The sequence below is a fragment of the Parapedobacter brassicae genome (genome assembly GCF_051400755.1).
In the GTDB taxonomy this organism is placed as follows: domain Bacteria; phylum Bacteroidota; class Bacteroidia; order Sphingobacteriales; family Sphingobacteriaceae; genus Parapedobacter.
The window spans coordinates 64,170-81,620 of sequence record NZ_JBLFFL010000001.1 but is presented as its reverse complement, the minus strand read 5'-3'; the positions used below and the strand labels follow the sequence as shown (position 1 = coordinate 81,620).

The 17,451-nt window shown below is 45.8% G+C and carries 14 protein-coding genes and 2 tRNA genes; 13 read left to right on the top strand and 3 right to left on the bottom strand.

Features of this window, described 5'->3' with window-relative positions:
* Positions 1-127 precede the first annotated feature (127 nt).
* From thrA to thrC, 3 genes are all read left to right on the top strand, one after another.
* On the top strand, positions 128-2,575 hold the full coding sequence (gene thrA / locus ACMGDE_RS00390; protein ID WP_436830760.1) for a bifunctional aspartate kinase/homoserine dehydrogenase I: 2,448 nt from the start codon (positions 128-130) through the stop codon (positions 2,573-2,575).
* Between the two features lie 64 nt (positions 2,576-2,639).
* Positions 2,640-3,626 (top strand): homoserine kinase, encoded by a 987-nt coding sequence (locus ACMGDE_RS00385; protein WP_436830759.1) that lies wholly within the window; start codon positions 2,640-2,642, stop codon positions 3,624-3,626.
* Positions 3,627-3,678: 52 nt separating this feature from the next.
* On the top strand, positions 3,679-4,986 hold the full coding sequence (gene thrC, locus ACMGDE_RS00380) for a threonine synthase (protein ID WP_436830758.1): 1,308 nt from the start codon (positions 3,679-3,681) through the stop codon (positions 4,984-4,986).
* A 3-nt stretch (positions 4,987-4,989) separates the two neighbouring features.
* Here thrC and ACMGDE_RS00375 read toward each other — a convergent pair whose 3' ends face one another.
* Both ACMGDE_RS00375 and ACMGDE_RS00370 read right to left on the bottom strand, forming a co-directional pair.
* A complete protein-coding gene (locus ACMGDE_RS00375; protein WP_436830757.1) occupies positions 4,990-5,631 on the bottom strand; it encodes an ABC transporter substrate-binding protein in 642 nt (213 codons plus the stop codon).
* Positions 5,632-5,661: 30 nt separating this feature from the next.
* On the bottom strand, positions 5,662-5,838 hold the full coding sequence (locus ACMGDE_RS00370; protein ID WP_436830756.1) for a hypothetical protein: 177 nt from the start codon (positions 5,836-5,838) through the stop codon (positions 5,662-5,664).
* Between the two features lie 221 nt (positions 5,839-6,059).
* On the opposite strand from ACMGDE_RS00370, the gene ACMGDE_RS00365 reads away from it, so the two are divergent.
* The 4 genes from ACMGDE_RS00365 to ACMGDE_RS00350 all read left to right on the top strand — a co-directional run bounded on the left by ACMGDE_RS00365 (position 6,060) and on the right by ACMGDE_RS00350 (position 9,531).
* Entirely contained in the window at positions 6,060-7,076 is a 1,017-nt protein-coding gene (locus tag ACMGDE_RS00365) for a sensor histidine kinase (RefSeq protein WP_436830755.1), read from the top strand.
* Between the two features lie 18 nt (positions 7,077-7,094).
* On the top strand, positions 7,095-7,811 hold the full coding sequence (locus tag ACMGDE_RS00360; protein WP_436830754.1) for a LytR/AlgR family response regulator transcription factor: 717 nt from the start codon (positions 7,095-7,097) through the stop codon (positions 7,809-7,811).
* A gap of 70 nt (positions 7,812-7,881) precedes the next feature.
* A tRNA-Pro gene (locus ACMGDE_RS00355) sits at positions 7,882-7,955 on the top strand.
* Positions 7,956-8,166: 211 nt separating this feature from the next.
* Entirely contained in the window at positions 8,167-9,531 is a 1,365-nt protein-coding gene (locus ACMGDE_RS00350) for a DUF2927 domain-containing protein (protein ID WP_436830753.1), read from the top strand.
* 8 nt (positions 9,532-9,539) lie between these two features.
* On the opposite strand, the gene ACMGDE_RS00345 is transcribed toward ACMGDE_RS00350, so the two are convergent.
* Positions 9,540-11,981, bottom strand: a complete 2,442-nt coding sequence (locus ACMGDE_RS00345) for an ABC transporter permease (protein WP_436830752.1) — start codon at positions 11,979-11,981, stop codon at positions 9,540-9,542.
* Positions 11,982-12,296: 315 nt separating this feature from the next.
* On the opposite strand from ACMGDE_RS00345, the gene ACMGDE_RS00340 reads away from it, so the two are divergent.
* From ACMGDE_RS00340 to ACMGDE_RS00315, 6 genes are all read left to right on the top strand, one after another.
* Entirely contained in the window at positions 12,297-13,898 is a 1,602-nt protein-coding gene (locus ACMGDE_RS00340) for a tetratricopeptide repeat protein (protein ID WP_436830751.1), read from the top strand.
* 149 nt (positions 13,899-14,047) lie between these two features.
* Positions 14,048-15,163, top strand: a complete 1,116-nt coding sequence (locus ACMGDE_RS00335; protein ID WP_436830750.1) for a fatty acid desaturase family protein — start codon at positions 14,048-14,050, stop codon at positions 15,161-15,163.
* A 13-nt stretch (positions 15,164-15,176) separates the two neighbouring features.
* On the top strand, positions 15,177-15,824 hold the full coding sequence (trhA, locus tag ACMGDE_RS00330) for a PAQR family membrane homeostasis protein TrhA (RefSeq protein ID WP_436830749.1): 648 nt from the start codon (positions 15,177-15,179) through the stop codon (positions 15,822-15,824).
* A gap of 67 nt (positions 15,825-15,891) precedes the next feature.
* A tRNA-Pro gene (locus ACMGDE_RS00325) sits at positions 15,892-15,965 on the top strand.
* Positions 15,966-16,178: 213 nt separating this feature from the next.
* On the top strand, positions 16,179-16,808 hold the full coding sequence (locus tag ACMGDE_RS00320) for a dioxygenase family protein (protein WP_436830748.1): 630 nt from the start codon (positions 16,179-16,181) through the stop codon (positions 16,806-16,808).
* On the top strand, positions 16,801-17,436 hold the full coding sequence (locus ACMGDE_RS00315) for a YceI family protein (protein WP_436830747.1): 636 nt from the start codon (positions 16,801-16,803) through the stop codon (positions 17,434-17,436). The genes ACMGDE_RS00320 and ACMGDE_RS00315 overlap by 8 nt, the downstream gene beginning before the upstream one ends.
* The last annotated feature ends 15 nt before the right edge of the window (positions 17,437-17,451 follow it).

Below are 17,451 nucleotides of genomic sequence, written 5' to 3'. Positions count from 1 at the left end.
GATATGTGGTAATCAAACGATAAATCCACGAAGCGCCTTCCTCGAATACGGGGAGGCGTTTTTGGTTTAATGACGTTTGACGTGATGTTGGCGGTGATATAAAACAGGGGTAGTCAGCTACAAAAAAATGAAGATACTCAAATTTGGCGGTACATCCGTAGGTACCGTTGATAGCATCCGCATGGTGCTCGAAATCATCCGTAAATCGTCCGAATCAGGCGAAGATCCATTGGTGGTCCTTTCGGCAATGGGCGGCATCACTAACCTATTGGCGCGGCTTGCGAAGGAAGCGGCAGACGGGCAGCCCTTCATCGAGGGATTGCAGGAGATGGAAGCTCGCCATTTTACGGTGGTCAAGCAATTGATCGCGGTGAAATACCAAAACCCGGTGTTCACGAAGCTCAAAATTTATTTCAATGAATTGGAAGATCTGTTGCAAGGCATCTTCAACCTACGCGAACTGAGCCTGCAAAGCAAAGATCTGATACTGAGTTATGGCGAAAAGTGTTCAACATTTGTGGTCAGTAAAATCGCCGAGCAATATTTCCCTCAAGCGTTATTCGTAGATGCCACACGGCTCATCCAAACGGATAGCCATTTCGGAAGCGCCCATGTACATCAAATCCTATCTGAGCAGCTTATCCGGGCATTTGTGGCCGGAAATCCGGATAAGCTGTTGTTCGTTACCGGATTCATCGCGGCTAACGACGAGGGCAGGATCACCACCCTGGGTAGGGGCGGAAGTGATTACACCGCAGCCATTATCGGGGCGGCACTTGATGCGGAGGCGATCGAAATCTGGACCGATGTCGACGGTATGCTCACCGCGGATCCGCGCATCGTGAAAAAAGCGTTCTCGCTGCCGGTACTTTCTTACACAGAGGCCATGGAGCTATCTTATTTCGGGGCTAAGGTCATCTATCCACCCACGATGATTCCCGCTTTTCTCAAAAAAATTCCGATTGTTATCCGCAATACATTCAACCCCGGTTTCGCGGGCACGACCATTCAATATGAAAGCGGAAAAGCCACCCTGCCTATTAAGGGCATATCCTCCATTTCAGCCATCAGCGTCATCAACCTTGTCGGTAGTGGCATGGTGGGTAAGGCGGGCTTCAGCGGACGCCTGTTTACCCTGCTGGCCCGTGAGCAGATCAATGTCGTGCTGATTACCCAGTCGTCGTCCGAGCACAGCATTACGTTTGCCGTTGCCCCGTCTGATGCGCGGCGCGCCAAAACCTTGATCGAAAGCGAATTCGAATTGGAGTTGCAGGTCAACAAACTACTGGCACCCGAAATCGAGGACGACTTAGCGGTAGTCGCCATCGTGGGCGAAAACATGAAACAGACACCCGGCATGTCCGGCAAGCTATTCCAGGCGCTCGGGCGTAATGGCATCAACGTCCGCGCCATCGCCCAGGGCTCGTCAGAATATAACATTTCCGTGATCATCGCGCAGTCTGATCTTTCCAAGGCGCTGAATGCCGTGCACGATGCCTTTTTTGCACAACTGAACAAAACATTGCACATCTTCAACGTCGGCACAGGTAATATTGGGTCTACCTTGTTCAGGCAAATACAGGATCAGTACGGATTTTTGCTGGATCATAACGACATTGAAATAAAGGTGATGGGCATCACCAATTCGCGTAAGATGCTGTTCAGCGATATCGGGATAAACCTGGATGAATGGGAAGAGCAGCTACAGCGATCCGGCGAGCAGGCGGATTTAGAAACGTTCGTAGCCCAAATGAAAACGAAGAACCTGCCCAACTGCGTGTTTATAGACAATACAGCAAGTGAGCAACCGATCGGTTATTACGAAGCGATATTCCAATCCAACATCTCCATTGTAACCTGCAATAAGATCGCCAATTCCGGCAGGTACAGCCAGTATAAGGCCCTAAAGAACACGGCCCGCAAACATGGGGTAGATTTCTATTATGAGACCAACGTAGGGGCGGGGCTGCCCATTGTCCGGGTACTTCGCGACCTCATGATGAGTGGCGACCGGATCATCCGTATCGAGGCCATTCTCTCCGGTACGATTTCCTATATCTTCAACCACTTTATCGGGACAGCATCCTTCCATGACGTGGTGAAGACAGCTCAACAGCTCGGGTACACGGAGCCGGATCCGCGGGATGACCTGAGCGGCAGGGATTTTATGCGCAAAATGCTGATATTGGCTAGGGATGCGGGTTATGCGCTCGAACCCGAAGATATACAGCTGAGCGCTATTTTACCTGAATCCTGCCTCCGTGCCGCGTCGGTGGACGATTTTTACCGAGCGCTGAAAGCCGCCGATGCCTATTTCAATGAGTTGAAGACGAAGGCCATGCAGAATAATAAGGTACTTCGTTACATCGGCAAACTGGAGGCCGGACAGGTTTCCATCGCATTGGAATGGGTAGATGAGACCCATCCTTTTTTCACATTGTCGGGCAGCGACAACATTATTTCGTTTACCACCGAACGGTACAAGGATCGGCCACTCGTGGTCAAAGGCCCCGGGGCAGGGGCGGAAGTCACCGCGGCTGGTGTATTTGCAGACCTGGTCAATGTAGGCGCGTAGTGCCGAGTGCGAGACTAGGCAAAGGTAACAATGCGTCTTGGCGATTAAAGATGAACGTAAATAGATGAAAACAATACAACATGAAATTTCGGCAGCGAGCATAACTCCCACAGAACGGGATATGGTGCATGTATTTGCACCGGCTACGGTAGCCAACATGATCTGCGGATTTGATATCTTGGGCTTCGCGTTAGACGAACCGGGGGATGAAGTCATCATCCGGAAGGTGGACCGGCCTGGCGTGTACTTGACGAGCATCACGGGCGATGATGGGCGACTGCCCCGCGAGGTGACTAAGAATACGGTAAGCGCCAGCGTGCTGAATTACCTCGAGCATATCGGTCGCGCCGACATCGGCGTGGAGATCGAATTGCATAAGCATATGCCCATCGGTAGCGGCTTGGGCTCAAGTGCGGCCAGCACCGTTGGTGGGTTGTTCGCGATCAATGCCCTGCTGGGCAGTCCGCTTTCCCGACAGGAGCTCTTACCCTTTGCCGTGCAGGGCGAAGAATTAGCCTGTGGCCATGGCCACGCAGACAATGTCGCCCCCGCATTATTGGGCGGCATCACGCTCATCCGGGGATACCACCCGCTGGATGTCGTGGCACTGCCTGCGCCCCCGGCGTTGTATGCTTCGGTGGTGTTTCCGCATGTGGATGTGCCCACACGTGACGCACGCCAGATGATCCGGGCCAAGGTGGCACTCAAAGATGCCGTCACCCAATGGGGCAATATCGCCGGATTAGTAGCCGGACTCTTCACCAATGACTATGAGCTGATCGGGCGAAGCATGCACGATGTGCTCATCGAACCAACGCGTGCGATCCTCATCCCCGAATTTCATGAGATGCGTCAATTGGCCATGGCGTGCGGTGCGATGAGCTTTGGCATCTCCGGATCGGGCCCGTCCGTGTTCGCATTTGCGCAAAACCCTGAAAAAGCTGCGGAGATCACCGCGGAGATCCAAGCCCACCTTACCAACCACGGGATCGGTAGCAACGGGTATGTCTCCGCAATAAACACCCTGGGACCGAGGGAGGTCGGTGGATAAAAAAAGCGAGATGAACAGTACGATGTTAACCATATTTGATTAGCAATTCCAGATGGAATTATATAGCACAAATAATAAGGACCTACGCGTGTCCTTTAAAGAGGCGGTTTTCAACAGTTTGCCGGCAGATGGGGGGTTATACATGCCCGAAATCATTCCCCCGCTGGATGCCTATTTTATCAAAAACCTTCCACAGTATTCCTTGCAGGAGATCGCCTTTACGGTGGCAAAAACACTGATCGGAGAGGAGGTGCCCGCAGCGGATTTGCGCCAGCTCATTGATGATGCGATTGACTTCGAAGCACCGGTGCGGCCGTTGGATAGTGGTTTGGCGGTACTGGAGCTGTTTCACGGCCCCTCACTGGCATTCAAAGACTTCGGTGCCCGTTTCATGAGCCGCGTGATGGGCTATCTGTCGGGTGGTGACGAGCGCGTGCTGGATGTACTGGTGGCCACATCGGGTGATACCGGCGGAGCCGTAGCCCTGGGATTCCTGGGCGTGCCCGGCACACGGGTCACCATCCTATATCCCAAAGGCAAGGTAAGTCCCGTGCAGGAGCTGCAATTGACCACCAACGGACAAAACATACGGGCCATTGAGGTAGACGGTACGTTTGACGACTGCCAGGCACTGGTGAAGCAAGCATTCAACGACCGCGACTTAAAATCGACGTTTCGGTTGACATCGGCAAACTCCATTAATATTGCCCGGCTTATTCCGCAGACATTTTATTATTTCCATGCATATGCCCAATTGCGGGCACAAGGCATGACCGAGGTCGTATTTTCGGTTCCCAGCGGCAATTTCGGCAATATCGGCGCGGGCTTATTGGCTTACAAAATGGGGCTACCCGCCAAGCAGTTCATTGCAGCGACTAATGTGAACGATACCGTTCCGCGTTTCCTCGAAAGCGGCAACTACGAACCCCGGCCATCCATACAGACATTGGCGAATGCCATGGATGTGGGCAATCCGAGCAACTGGGTGCGCATCATGGATTTATTCGAATATAACAGGGAGGCGTTGCGCCAGGTCGTCACCCCCTACGCGCTCACCGATGCGGATACCCGAGCGGCGATTCGCACCATTTTTGACCGTTACCACTATATCGCATGTCCGCATACAGCCATTGCTTGGTTAGCCGCCGAAGCCTATCGTCAGCAGCATCCGGGTGGATATGTTACCCTGTTTTTGTCTACTGCCCATCCCTGTAAATTTCCCGAGGTATTCCCGCCCGACATCGCGACACGGATGGCCACCCCTCAGCAGGTAAACGTATTGGAGGGGCGTGAAAAGAAGGTGGCGGAGCTGCCCGCTGGTTTTCCGGAATTCAAAAGATATCTGCTGGCAAACCCGTAAAAATTATCGCCATTCAAACTTCATCCATACATCTTGATCACGGCCGAAAATAAACTGTTTCGGATGGATGATCTCCGCCAGTATTTCGGCATCTTCGGCGATGAGGGCGCCCGGTTGGCGTAGGTACCCGCTATGATGGATGATGTGTACATTGTTGTTCGTCGCCGCCGCGACCTGTGACCACTCAGGCATCGAAAAAATACCCGGCAGTTCATCCAATAATTGCGGTATGGGCTTATCATTGATGATGATGATAATGTCCGGATTGAACGGGTCCACCGCTGTATCGGCGTAATTGACACCCCCGGCGATGTGGATGAGAGATGTGAGGTATTCATTCTGTACGATCCGTACAGGCACCATTTCGTGCAGGACGAGTACCGTCGGCTTGCTTTCGGCAGCGATGAATTTTAGTTTGTGAATAATGAGGTCAATGCGTTCTTCCAGGTTTTCAGCTAATTCATCGGCTTGTTGCTGCACGTTCAGCAGACTCCCAATCGTGCGGATAGCCGCAAAGACCGCCTGCGGGGTGCCGGAATGGGTGCCCTCATCCAATACGGAAGCCTGTTCGAGCAGAGGTAGGTAGGTCCTGTCGAGATTGAGCGCTTCCAATATGCTGATCAGGGATAAATGCGGGCTTTGCATGGATGCAAAGGTAAGCAAGTCGTCCCATTATCACCATAGGAGCACGTTAAAAAGATCCAGATCGGGCAACGAGATGAACGAGGCGTTTAACTGAATGCGTTCTTCGATGACTTCACTCCCTGCATTTCCGGCCACCAACACCAACGCCACCAAAAAGGGGATGATGAGTAACAAAAAGGGTGAAATGCTGCTGCTAAACTTTTTCATTGCTTTATGCTTGTAAGATGATACCATCACACTGACCCCAATGCACAATACAAAGAAACCGATTCCAAATCTTCGGGAAAAAACTTTTAGACCAACCGTCAGATTTTGTAGACCAACGGACACGGGGCATTCATCTATCGCAAACGAATGTTGGCCGATGGCTGCGGGGCGTTCGTCTATCGGTAGCGTGATATTCCTCGGCTAACATTATATTTGCGATTATGTTCAAAAACAAAGCTGTTTTGATTCACGCCCTTATTTGGGGAGTCCTGTTGGCCATTTTGTATTTTGTGAATGCAAGGGAGATGCCGGAAGACGCGGCCATTATCATACTGCTTTATGGCACCTTGAACATTGTTATTTTTTACGTGCACTATTTTTTGGTCAACCCACTTCTTATCGGCAGCAACCAGTACTGGAAGGCAATCTATTACATCGCGATCATTCTGGTGGTATCCATCGCCGTTAAGTATGCTGTTGCCCTGCACTATAAAGACGTGGTGTTGCAATACCGTGATAACGAGAATGCCGAAAAAGTAATTACCCCTGTACAGTATACCGTGGTCTCATTGATGACGGGTTTGTTCTTTATGCTGCTGAGTACAGCCGTATATGTTATTTCATCCAATTTCAAGAACCATGAGCAACGAAAGAGCCTGGAAAACGAAAAGCTCAATGCAGAACTGGCGTTCTTGAAATCGCAGATTAATCCGCATTTCCTGTTCAATTCATTGAACAACATCTATTCGCTGGCTTATCAAAAATCAGATAAAACGCCAGAGGCCATCCTCAAACTCTCGGAGATCATGCGGTACATGCTATATGAAAGCAATGAAGAAACTGTATTGTTAGAAGAAGAGATCAATTACCTGAAAAATTACATCGAATTGCAGAAGTTGCGTTTCAAAGAGCATGTTTACGTAGACCTCCGCGTGGATGTAGAAGGAGAGGAGCACCGGATCATGCCGTTATTGCTGATTTCGTTTCTCGAAAATGCCTTCAAGCATGGGGTGTCTACCGATATGAGCAAGCCCATTCGTATCAATATCGACGTGCATGGCGGGCGTTTGCACTTCAAAGCCGAAAACGCCAAGAGCCAGTTCAATAAAGACCAAACCAAGGGGGTGGGACTTACCAATTTGAAACGAAGACTCCAATTGGGATATCCCGGCAAACACACCATTGATATTGTTGAGTCAGAACATTATTACAGTAGCGAACTTTTCATATATTTATAAGCCCAAAACAATGTGCCCATGGTAAGATGTATAGCCGTAGACGACGAACCGCTGGCATTGGACATCATTGCTGATTATGTAGCCAAGGTGCCCGAGTTGACGCTGGTCGCCAGTACGACCAATGCCATTGAGGCACTTGCGATGGTGCAGAATGGCGAGGTAGATCTGGTGTTTTTGGATGTGCAGATGCCGGAATTGACGGGAATACAATTTGTCAAAATCATTAACGGCAAATGCGATGTCATCCTGACCACCGCCTATCCCCAATACGCATTGGATGGTTATGAACTTAATGTGCTGGATTACCTGCTAAAACCCATCGCCTTCGACCGCTTTTATCGGTCTGTGCAGAAAGTGCTCACCAATAAGACACAACGGATACACCAACTCGCGACCCCCGTCCCGCAAAACGATGCGGTTGATTTTATTTTCGTCAAGACCGAACATAAGATCCAACGCGTGGATCTGGATGATATTCGCTACATCGAAGGACTGAAAGATTACATCTCCATCTATACGCCCCTCGAGCGCATCGTTACCCTCCAAGGCATGAAAAAAATGGAGGACATCCTCCCCGCTAATCGTTTCGTACGCGTACACCGCTCGTATATCGTTGCATTGGATAAGATTGCAAGCATCGAGCGCGGGCGCATCTTCATCGAAGATAAAGTGATCCCCGTGGGGGATACCTACCGCGATGCGTTCTATAAATACATAGGTGATAAAAACAGCTGATACCATCCACGCCCAATCGGAAAAGATTTTTGTTGTAACTGGATTGAATGTTTATATTTGCACCCCCAATCGGGATGTAGCGTAGCCAGGTATCGCGCCAGCATGGGGTGCTGGAGGTCGTGGGTTCGAATCCCGCCATCCCGACAACCAAAATGGCCCCTGCGAAAGCAGGGGTTTTTTTGCTTGAAGCGAACCAATTGAGCTTGAGTGAGTGACAAAATAATAAGAAGCCAGAGGCACGAGATGGATGTGGCCAAGAGTGGGGGCATAGTGGGACACAGTCACTCCCGACAAATTAATCCTCGTTGAACCCATTTTTGTCATTGCTTGTCACCATGCTTAATATCACTTTATGATGATGTCGCCTAAAAAAAGTCCATTCGTTTATTGGATGCTAGGGATTTATTTCTTGGCTATGTTCCCCAGCTGCGTTTCTACGGATGAATCAACAATCAGTTCTAAAAATTTGAACTACTTAAAAGATAAATACAGTGCCGAAACCTTGAATTACTTTTATGAAACGGTTTTTCATGAGGATGGCAACGGAAAAAGAAATATCATTACAAAATGGAATTCTAACCCTACGATTGCAATTTTAGGCCATGCGACTGAAGATGAGATCGGATATGTAGAAAGAGCGATTTCGGAAATAAGTGAGTTGAATCTTCCCATCAAGTGTTCGCTTGCCAAAACTAGTGATTCCGCGTCAATTAAGCTGTTTTTTGGGGCTTTAAAAGAAGTTCATGCTTTTTTAAGGTTAGACAGCGTTTCCATAAGCGATAATGATTCCGATGAACATTTCGGAATGGGGAGATCAATCGCTTATGATGGTATTATAGATGCGGCTACCGTTGGCATTTATTACACTAAAAAGGACCTGGCCTACTCAACTAGGTACAAGATCGTGCTAGAGGAAATCTTACAATCGCTTGGTGTGATAGGTGACAGTTATAACTATCCGAGCAGTCTTTTTTTCGAAAATTACAATCCAGCTAAATCGTTAACACCATTAGACGTTGACGTACTATCGTTACTCTACGAACCTGTAATTCCTGCAAACTACACGAGGGAGTCATTTGAAAAGGACTTTGCTGATGAGCTCTGCGCGGTTAATACGCGCCAAAAGATTGAAAATTTACTGGAAAGATACCCGCAAACTTCGTATGAAGATATAGAAGAATGTTTTTTCGATGGCGTCTTCCTAAAGCACCCAAAAGAAATAAACCTATACCTGTATGGACCGATACAACAGGAAGACTCCCTCACCATAGCGCGTGCCATTTTAGCCCTCAATAAGATATCTCCCAATATAAACCTCAAACTAGCCCGATCGACCGTTATTGAACCCAGTCACGGAATTGTTTTTGATTTCCGACAATCGGAACAGCAAAAGGAATCGATAAAGGGCAGCAACGAAAAAATCGCAGGGAGAACCTGTATGTTTCCGAAGCTTATTAAAAATAAAGTACTGCTTTCTTTCAACACCAGTGAAAGTGCTGAGGAATTAAGGCAGCGGAGCATAATTGATGCAATCTATTTCAGTTTAATCCAGATGCCGCAAGAGCCGTCCCGTACTAATGAGTTGTTTAAGGCTAATGGGCGTGAAATAGAATTTGCCCCGCGTTATGCCAACTTATTGAAACTGGTTTATTCCAACGAATTTATAGATGGCCTGAGACTGAGCGATTTTATGGAAATTAAATTGAACATGGCCAAATGAACATTTTATCATTCCGTCCTCAAACTCTTCACCGGGTTTGCTATCGCTGCTTTTATGATCTGGAAACTTATCGTTGCAAGTGCAATGATTATGGCAACAAGTCCGCCGGCAACAAATAACCACCAACTGATGTCGATGCGATAAGCATAATCTTGCAACCATTGGTGCATGTAATACCACGCAATGGGTGTAGCAATCGCAAAGGCAATTGCAATGAGTATGATAAATTCTTTTGAAAACAAATAAACGATATTGCCCGCAGTAGCCCCAAATACTTTACGAATACCAACTTCTTTTATCCGCTGCACGGCCATGAATGAGGCCAAGCCATACAACCCGAGACAGCTAAGGAAGATCGCGACGCCTGCAAAAATTTTATACAACTGCGCTAGCTGATTTTCCTTTTTGTAAAAGCTTTCAATTTTATCATCAAGAAACTTGTATTCATAAACAAAATCAGGAAATGTTTCTTCAAATATTTTTTTGACAGCCAGCAATGTAGAAGAAACGTTTGCCGTTTCAAGTTTTATTCCGGCCTGGTTGTACATGGTGCCGTTTGTGGTAATCAGTAATGGTGCAAGATCATGGCGAAAAGACCTGTCGTTAAAATCTTTCAGCACGCCAACAACAGGACATTTTATTCGATCTTCCCAGATGCTTATTTCTTTGGTCAGTATATCTTCCGGATTTTTAAGTCCTAAACTTTTCACGAACGATTCATTCACTAAAAATTCTCGTGTCATCCCGGAAGGTCGCAAATTTCTTCCGGCTATCAGTTGTAATTTATACGTCGGCACGTATTCGTCGTCAGCGAATTTGGTGATCGCTTTAAAATCTGCTTCTTTTATTGCATGGTCAAATTTGAATGTGCTCCACAAATCAATGCCATCTTCAACGGGTGTATTGGAACTGAAACTCACTGCTTGCACGCCGCTTACGGATAACAACTGGTCTTTCAAAGAAGCCATCCTGCTTATGCGAAGACTATCTACACGAAAAGGAACATTTACAATTGCATCTTTATCGAAACCCAACGGTTGATCCATAAAATAATTCATTTGCTTTACGATGATGAGTGTCCCGATGATGAGTGCCTGTGCAATGATGAATTGAAACACGACCAACCCTCTTCTTAATGAAATTCCCGCAGTGTTTGCTGTGAGTTTGCACTTTAACGCATCAACAGGATTGAAACGTGATAAAACTAGCGAAGGATAAAAACCGGCGAGTGCGGTCACCACAATGGTGACCATCAAAAGAAATAAAATAATGGCAGGATTGTCCAATAGGTTGAATGAAAGCGAAAGCGCTAAAAGTTGATTTACAGGACGCATTGCAAGCATGGTAATAGCTGCGGCAAGCAGTACTGCACTCAACACGATCAAAAATGTTTCTGTGATGAATTGGAGTTGTAATTGCGATTTATTACTCCCCAAAACTTTTCTTACGCCAATCTCTTTTGCACGATTAACAGCTTGGGCAGTGGAGAGGTTGACGAAGTTAACGCAAGCGATTAATAAGATGAATGCTGCAATCAACCATAATACCTTGAGTAGTTCATGACTGATTGTTTTGTTGCTGTAGTTACCTGCTAGTGTGTCATAATGCACTGCAGTTAATGGTTGTATAATGTGACTATTCTTATAGTCGGCAGATTCCATCTTTCGCGAGTACGCTCTTAGTTGTTGATTGAAATTGTCAACAGAACTATTCGGAGGCAATAAAATATAGCAACCAAAATCAGCATTCGTTCCATCCCTCCAATCGGAGTTTTTTGTCATATAGTCGGTAATACCTGTTCCAAAAGCCACAACAAGTTTTAGCTGAAAGTCTGTATTTGCAGGTATGGTAGCAAGAATACCTGACACGTTCAAAACATCAACGCTGTGACTGAATATATTGCCGCCTGCTTCCAGGTGAATGGTTTTACCCATTGCTGTTTTCCAGTCACCAAAATATTTTTCTGCAATCTCTTTTGTAAGCAATACATTGTTTGGATCTTTTAACGATTCATACGAACCTGCAAGCAGCGGATAATCAAACATGTTAAAGAATGAAGGCGTTGTAAAAAATACACCTTTATCTTCTTTAAATGTCTTTGTCGTTTTTCCATTACCGTCAGGTAATCGTAATTGGTCATTGTGGCTTGCCCAAATCGGAGCCACTTGTTCTATTTGAGGAAAAGCCGTTTTCAATCCTGTCGGCAGGGGAACAGGAACGTCTTTCCCGTAAGAAATAGTTGCTGCATCTGCATGATGATATTCGGTTAACACACGATAGATGCGGTCCTTCTTTGCGTGAAAACTATCGAAACTCGTTTGAAACTGTATAATGATAAAGATGAGCATACAAACGGCAATGCCAACAGCTAATCCTGCGATGTTGATCATCGTGTAACTCCTGTTGCGGGTCAAACTCCTGAATGCGGTTTTGAAATAGTTCTTTATCATGGCGTTTGTCGTTAGTCCATCAACTATTGTTTAATGGTCAACGATTTACAATAAAGACACCAAATAATTAAATTAGTTATATTCAGGCGATTATATATCGATATTCCCGTAATGTGTTCGTATTCGAACACCTGTTGTTCGTATCCGGACAATGGATTTTTAATTAAGCGGCAGGAAATTTATGGGGTGTTTGGAGATTATTTTTATTCCTTGTGTGGAATATCAAGAAAAGTTGCATCAGTCCAAAACTAACTTCCAAAGAATCTGGTAGATTGGTATATTCGTTTGACTAACAGGTTGTCTTACCTTAAAATTATGAATTATAAAAGAGTCTTACTAATCATTGTTTCTATCTCCTTTTCCATTGGAGTAAATGCTCAAGAGATTATTCGTTCCAAAAAGCTTGGAGAATTGGATAGGGCAGCCATCAAAAATTTGGATGAGGTAAATGCCCTCGTGTTCAAGCCTGATGGATATGATACGGTTATGAACCCGAAATTACCTGATTCATTGAGCAGCTTGATGATGCTTTCTAAAGATGAACTCGTGGAAATGCATAAAAAACGTTTTCGTTTTAATCCTTATTTGGTTTTTGGTAACCCCGTTGAACTAAAGAATGGGGACATTCTTGTCGGTTTTTCAACATCATGGATCAGGCTAAGTTCCTATTATAAATACAACAATGATAGTAGTTCGGTAGAAGCGTATAGGAAAAAGGCGAATCAAAATATGTTGGGCACAAATATGATCGGATATAGTCCAAATTTTAAACTTTTAGAAGATGTAAAAAGTACTTCCAGAAAGCTGGTCAATGCAGATACGGTTTTTATCTACGATACTAAACAAAAATATAGATTTAAGGACACGGTTGATAATTATGGTTCTTTGGTGGTGCACCTTGTCAAGTTTGATCTCGGATACGTAAGTCTCAGGTATTATTATCCATTGGATAACCGGGAAATGGCACTTTCGGAAATTAATAATACCTGGGGGATAATACAGTTCAAACCAGACAGGGAATTTACACATCCTAATTACGACGGTTGGATTCCTCCACGGGAAGAGCCCGATCTATACTTCGGTAAATTTTCATTTTTGAACAATCCAGAACAGGTAAAAAGGGAGAATGAACAGTATGAGCAACGAAAGCTGAAAAGTAAGGCAAATTCGTTGGCCACGGAAGCCGTCCGTTTGGCACAATCAAAACAGTTTGATCAAGCAAAGGAAAATTTTTTTGAGGTATTGAAGATCGACTCTAACAATGTGATTACTTATCGACACTTGTTGTTGATGTCCATGGACGAAAACAACAGGAATGACTCCTGGCGATATTGGAATAAATTGATGGAGAAAGATCCGAAGAACAACGAAACCTGGTTTTTAAAAGGCTTGGTAGAGAAAAAATATAACGAATTGGACAGTGCTACAAAAACCTTTGAAAAGATTTTAAGGGAAAAGGATTCCCTGCATTACAAAAGTTTTATCGAACTGGCGTTCATTTCCACGCTGAAGGGGGATAATGACGCTGCGGATCTAAATTTTAATCGAGCGATAAACATCTTTAAGATCGAAGGAGAAAAATCCTTGCGGAAGGAGAGTCACCGTATGTTCAATATCAATGACCTATTCAGGGTAAGGTTGGCTTATGCCAAGTTTTTGAATACTAATTCAGCATTTGAGAAAAGCAAGATGTTGTTCGAGCAGACCCTGAGGGAGGAAGAGGTTGCGATCGAAGCGGGAAAGAAGGGCGAAAGACAAGGTATTTACGGAAAGCTTACTCCCGCAAGCCTGGGAGAGTTGAATTTTATGCTTGCTATGTCCTATGCTGGGCTAAAGGATGAATTAAATGCCAGGTTGTATTTGGAAAAGGCAAGGAGCCTTGGAAAAGTGTTGCCGGAGGAATTGGATAGGTTTTAGATAATTAGGCGCGATCCTGGGAAATTGCGCTTCACAAATCAGAACTTTTGGGTTTGTCATGAGCAAAAAAATAAAACAATCTATACCTTGGTTGTTGTTATTCAGTAGAGGTATGATTGATTCACGTTCGCGCTCAAACCCATGACACGATGAAAGTGGAAAAATTAGATATCGTCCGCTTTGCCCCAAAGGGGAATGATAGTTTTTATGACAGCGTGGTTTCCAAGGTGAAAGATTACTTTGAAGGGAATGATATTTCACCGTTTGCCAATACAGCCATGTGGGTAAAGACATTCACGATGCTCCTGTTGTATTTTGTTCCCTATATCGCGATGGTCACCGGTGCGGCCGGCGATAATAGTTGGCTGTTCCTTGGGTGCTGGTTTGTAATGGGGTTAGGTATGATTGGTATAGGCACCTCGGTCATGCACGATGCCAATCACGGCACTTATTCTCCGAATAAAAAGGTGAACAATACCATCGGTTACATCCTGGAGATTGTAGGCGGATATACGGTCACCTGGAAAATCCAGCATAACCTTTTACACCATACCTATACTAATATTGCCGGCCTTGACGATGACATTGACAGCATCGTTTTGCTGCGCTTCTCACCACGGCAGCCTCGCTACTGGTTTCACCGTTACCAATACCTGTATGCCTGGTTCTTTTACATGATGATGACCCTGTATTGGATGACGGCAAAGGACTACCTGCAAGTGGTCCGCTATAAACAACATGAGCTGCTGGTCAAGCACAAGGTATCGCTGAGACAGGCCCTCTTCCGAATCACGTTGTACAAATTGTTTTACTACGGTTACATTTTGGTGCTGCCTTTGTTATTTTCTGGCATGCCGTGGTATACGGTGCTGGCGGGGTTTGTCATAATGCATTTTATCGCCGGGCTTTTCCTTTCCTGCATCTTCCAGCCTTCCCACATTATGGAAGAATCTGCATTTGCTGCCCCTTTGACAACGGCAGATACCCGGCACATGGCCGATTCCTGGGCGGTGCACGAGTTGGGCAATACCACCAATTTCTCCCCCAATAGCCGAATTCTCTCCTGGTTTATCGGAGGGCTCAACTACCAGATCGAACACCACCTATTTACCAAGATATGCCATGTGCATTATCCGAAGATTGCGCCTATCGTCAAATCAACCGCCATCGCTTTTGGGCTGCCTTATCACGAACAACCTACCTTCTTGAAAGCGTTGCTGCAACACGCCAAAATGCTGAAGAAACTCGGTGAGGAAGACTTTTAACCTGCGTAAAACGATGAAGAGGAAACGACAGCCCCTACCCATTTATACGCGTAAGCAAGATTTAATGTGCGGCCTTATACACGGGGCCGGCATCCTTTTTGGGATTAGCGGCCTGCCCGTGCTAACGGGGATCGCCACGGCACATGGCAATACGCCCGGTGTGATCGGATCAGGTATTTATGGCTTTTGCTTTTTGCTACTTTTCACTTGTTCCACAGTATTCCATCTGTCAAAAGATGCCGTCACCAAAGACGCTTTCGAGATTTTTGATCACATCAGTATTTATTTCCTGATCGTTGGTACCTATACGCCATTCCTGTTGGTATATTTCAATGATGCCTTCGGCATTACGCTATTGGCTGTCCTGTGGGGACTGACGATCATAGGCGTCTTTTTCAAGATCTGGTTTACCGGTCGGTTCAACATCATCTCTACGCTCATCTACTTTCTAATGGGGTGGATCATGGTCGTTGGCGGAAGCAGGTTTTTCAGCTACCTTCCCGCCGCGGTGCTGATATTGATTTTCGTAGGGGCCGGATTGTATTCCTTGGGTATTGCCTTTTACAGCTATAAAAAAAACATGAATGCTCATGCCATATGGCACGCGTTGGTGCTGGCAGCAGCCATTTGTCATTATGTAGGGATTTTGCTGGCCATGTGAATACAACTTTTCTGAAATAATTGGTCTATTCCAAGATAAATAATATTTTTGCTCGCAATACCGGAAACGGGGTGTAGCGCAGCCCGGTAGCGCGCTTCGTTCGGGACGAAGAGGCCGTGGGTTCGAATCCCGCCACCCCGACCGACCAAAAAGCTCTTGCGTCAGCAAGGGCTTTTGCTGTTTTAAAGCGAGCCAAACTCGTTTGAGCGAGTGGAAAACAGTAAAAGCCGCAGGCAACGTCACCCCCAGATTCCGAAATTAGTTGCTTTTAATCTATAATACCGGTAGTTGGTCTACTATCTTTTCATATTAGTCGCGCTTCTTTTATCATTGTAATGATATCAAGCGAAATATATGAACAGATACCTTTTCATACTGGCATTTTTGGTGTCATGCACATCCTGCCAGGCACAGAATAAGAAAACCGGAACCGATAAAAGGGTCGGCGGACCTTGTGAAGGTTGCGAAGCAATTTATGAATACGGGCAAAGAAAACTGACTCCTACCGATACCTTGCCGGCATTCCAGGAAAACGAGCCAAAAATCAGAATAACAGGAACTGTTTTTAAGAAGGACGGGAAGACTCCCGCAGAAAACGTTATTGTATACATTTATCATACTGATAGAAACGGAATTTATCCTACTAAAGGGGATGAACGCGGATGGGATAGACGGCACGGATTCATTCGCGGATGGATAAAGACAGGCAGAGACGGGAAGTATACATTTTACACGTTCAGACCAGGCGCATATCCCAATGGAGTAGAACCTGAACATATCCATATATTGGTAAAAGAATCCAGTAGGAATGAATATCACATTGACGAGTATGTATTCGACGACGACCCCTTGCTGAATGAAAAAGAACGGAACGAGCTTGAAAACCGCGGCGGTTCGGGAATTGTAAAACCCATTCCTGAAAACGGCATGCCGACGATCAGGCGGGATATTATATTGGGTTTGAATATCCCGCATTATGAATAACCTTTTGTTAGCAATGCTGGTCTCTTTCTTATTGCCCTCCTGTGTTGGGAAACACAGCCCAGATGCGTCGGCCGTAACTGTTCACGAAGCGGCCACTTCAATCAGCAATAATAAAAGCGGTGACACGCTGAAGATTGATCTGGCAGCATCAAAAGTCCGTTGGAAAGGCACAAAGCCGTACGGCACCCGCAAGCACGAAGGAGATGTACAACTTCGGAAGGCCTATTTGTTGACCAAAGGTGGAGAAATGATAGGCGGGCACTTTGTGGTAAGTATGAAAACCCTGAGGGTAACGGATATCCCTGCGCATGAAAACGAACCTAGAAGAAACCTGATCAATCACCTCAGGAGTACTGATTTTTTCGATGTGGAAAAATATCCGGATGCCACATTTGAAATTACAGACGTAGCATATCTAACCACTGACAGCTTGAAAATTATAGGGAACCTGAGTATTAAAGATGTCACCAGAAGCATTGAATTCAGCGCGTTAAATAAAGGTAAAACGTTCTCAACCAAGTTCACTTTTGACCGTTTTAAATGGAATATTACTTACAAAGGAAATTTGGCCGAAAGGACATTGGTTGACAGAAATGTAGAGCTGTCAATTGATTTGGAAATAAAATAAAAGCGACCAATCAGT

Bases quoted from the DNA above. Each gene is read 5' to 3' on its own strand.
- thrA (WP_436830760.1), top strand. From the start codon at position 128: ATGAAGATACTCAAATTTGGCGGTACATCCGTAGGTACCGTTGATAGC.
- ACMGDE_RS00385 (WP_436830759.1), top strand. From the start codon at position 2,640: ATGAAAACAATACAACATGAAATTTCGGCAGCGAGCATAACTCCCACA.
- thrC (WP_436830758.1), top strand. From the start codon at position 3,679: ATGGAATTATATAGCACAAATAATAAGGACCTACGCGTGTCCTTTAAA.
- ACMGDE_RS00375 (WP_436830757.1), bottom strand. From the start codon at position 5,631: ATGCAAAGCCCGCATTTATCCCTGATCAGCATATTGGAAGCGCTCAAT.
- ACMGDE_RS00370 (WP_436830756.1), bottom strand. From the start codon at position 5,838: ATGAAAAAGTTTAGCAGCAGCATTTCACCCTTTTTGTTACTCATCATC.
- ACMGDE_RS00365 (WP_436830755.1), top strand. From the start codon at position 6,060: ATGTTCAAAAACAAAGCTGTTTTGATTCACGCCCTTATTTGGGGAGTC.
- ACMGDE_RS00360 (WP_436830754.1), top strand. From the start codon at position 7,095: ATGGTAAGATGTATAGCCGTAGACGACGAACCGCTGGCATTGGACATC.
- ACMGDE_RS00350 (WP_436830753.1), top strand. From the start codon at position 8,167: ATGATGTCGCCTAAAAAAAGTCCATTCGTTTATTGGATGCTAGGGATT.
- ACMGDE_RS00345 (WP_436830752.1), bottom strand. From the start codon at position 11,981: ATGATAAAGAACTATTTCAAAACCGCATTCAGGAGTTTGACCCGCAAC.
- ACMGDE_RS00340 (WP_436830751.1), top strand. From the start codon at position 12,297: ATGAATTATAAAAGAGTCTTACTAATCATTGTTTCTATCTCCTTTTCC.
- ACMGDE_RS00335 (WP_436830750.1), top strand. From the start codon at position 14,048: ATGAAAGTGGAAAAATTAGATATCGTCCGCTTTGCCCCAAAGGGGAAT.
- trhA (WP_436830749.1), top strand. From the start codon at position 15,177: ATGAAGAGGAAACGACAGCCCCTACCCATTTATACGCGTAAGCAAGAT.
- ACMGDE_RS00320 (WP_436830748.1), top strand. From the start codon at position 16,179: ATGAACAGATACCTTTTCATACTGGCATTTTTGGTGTCATGCACATCC.
- ACMGDE_RS00315 (WP_436830747.1), top strand. From the start codon at position 16,801: ATGAATAACCTTTTGTTAGCAATGCTGGTCTCTTTCTTATTGCCCTCC.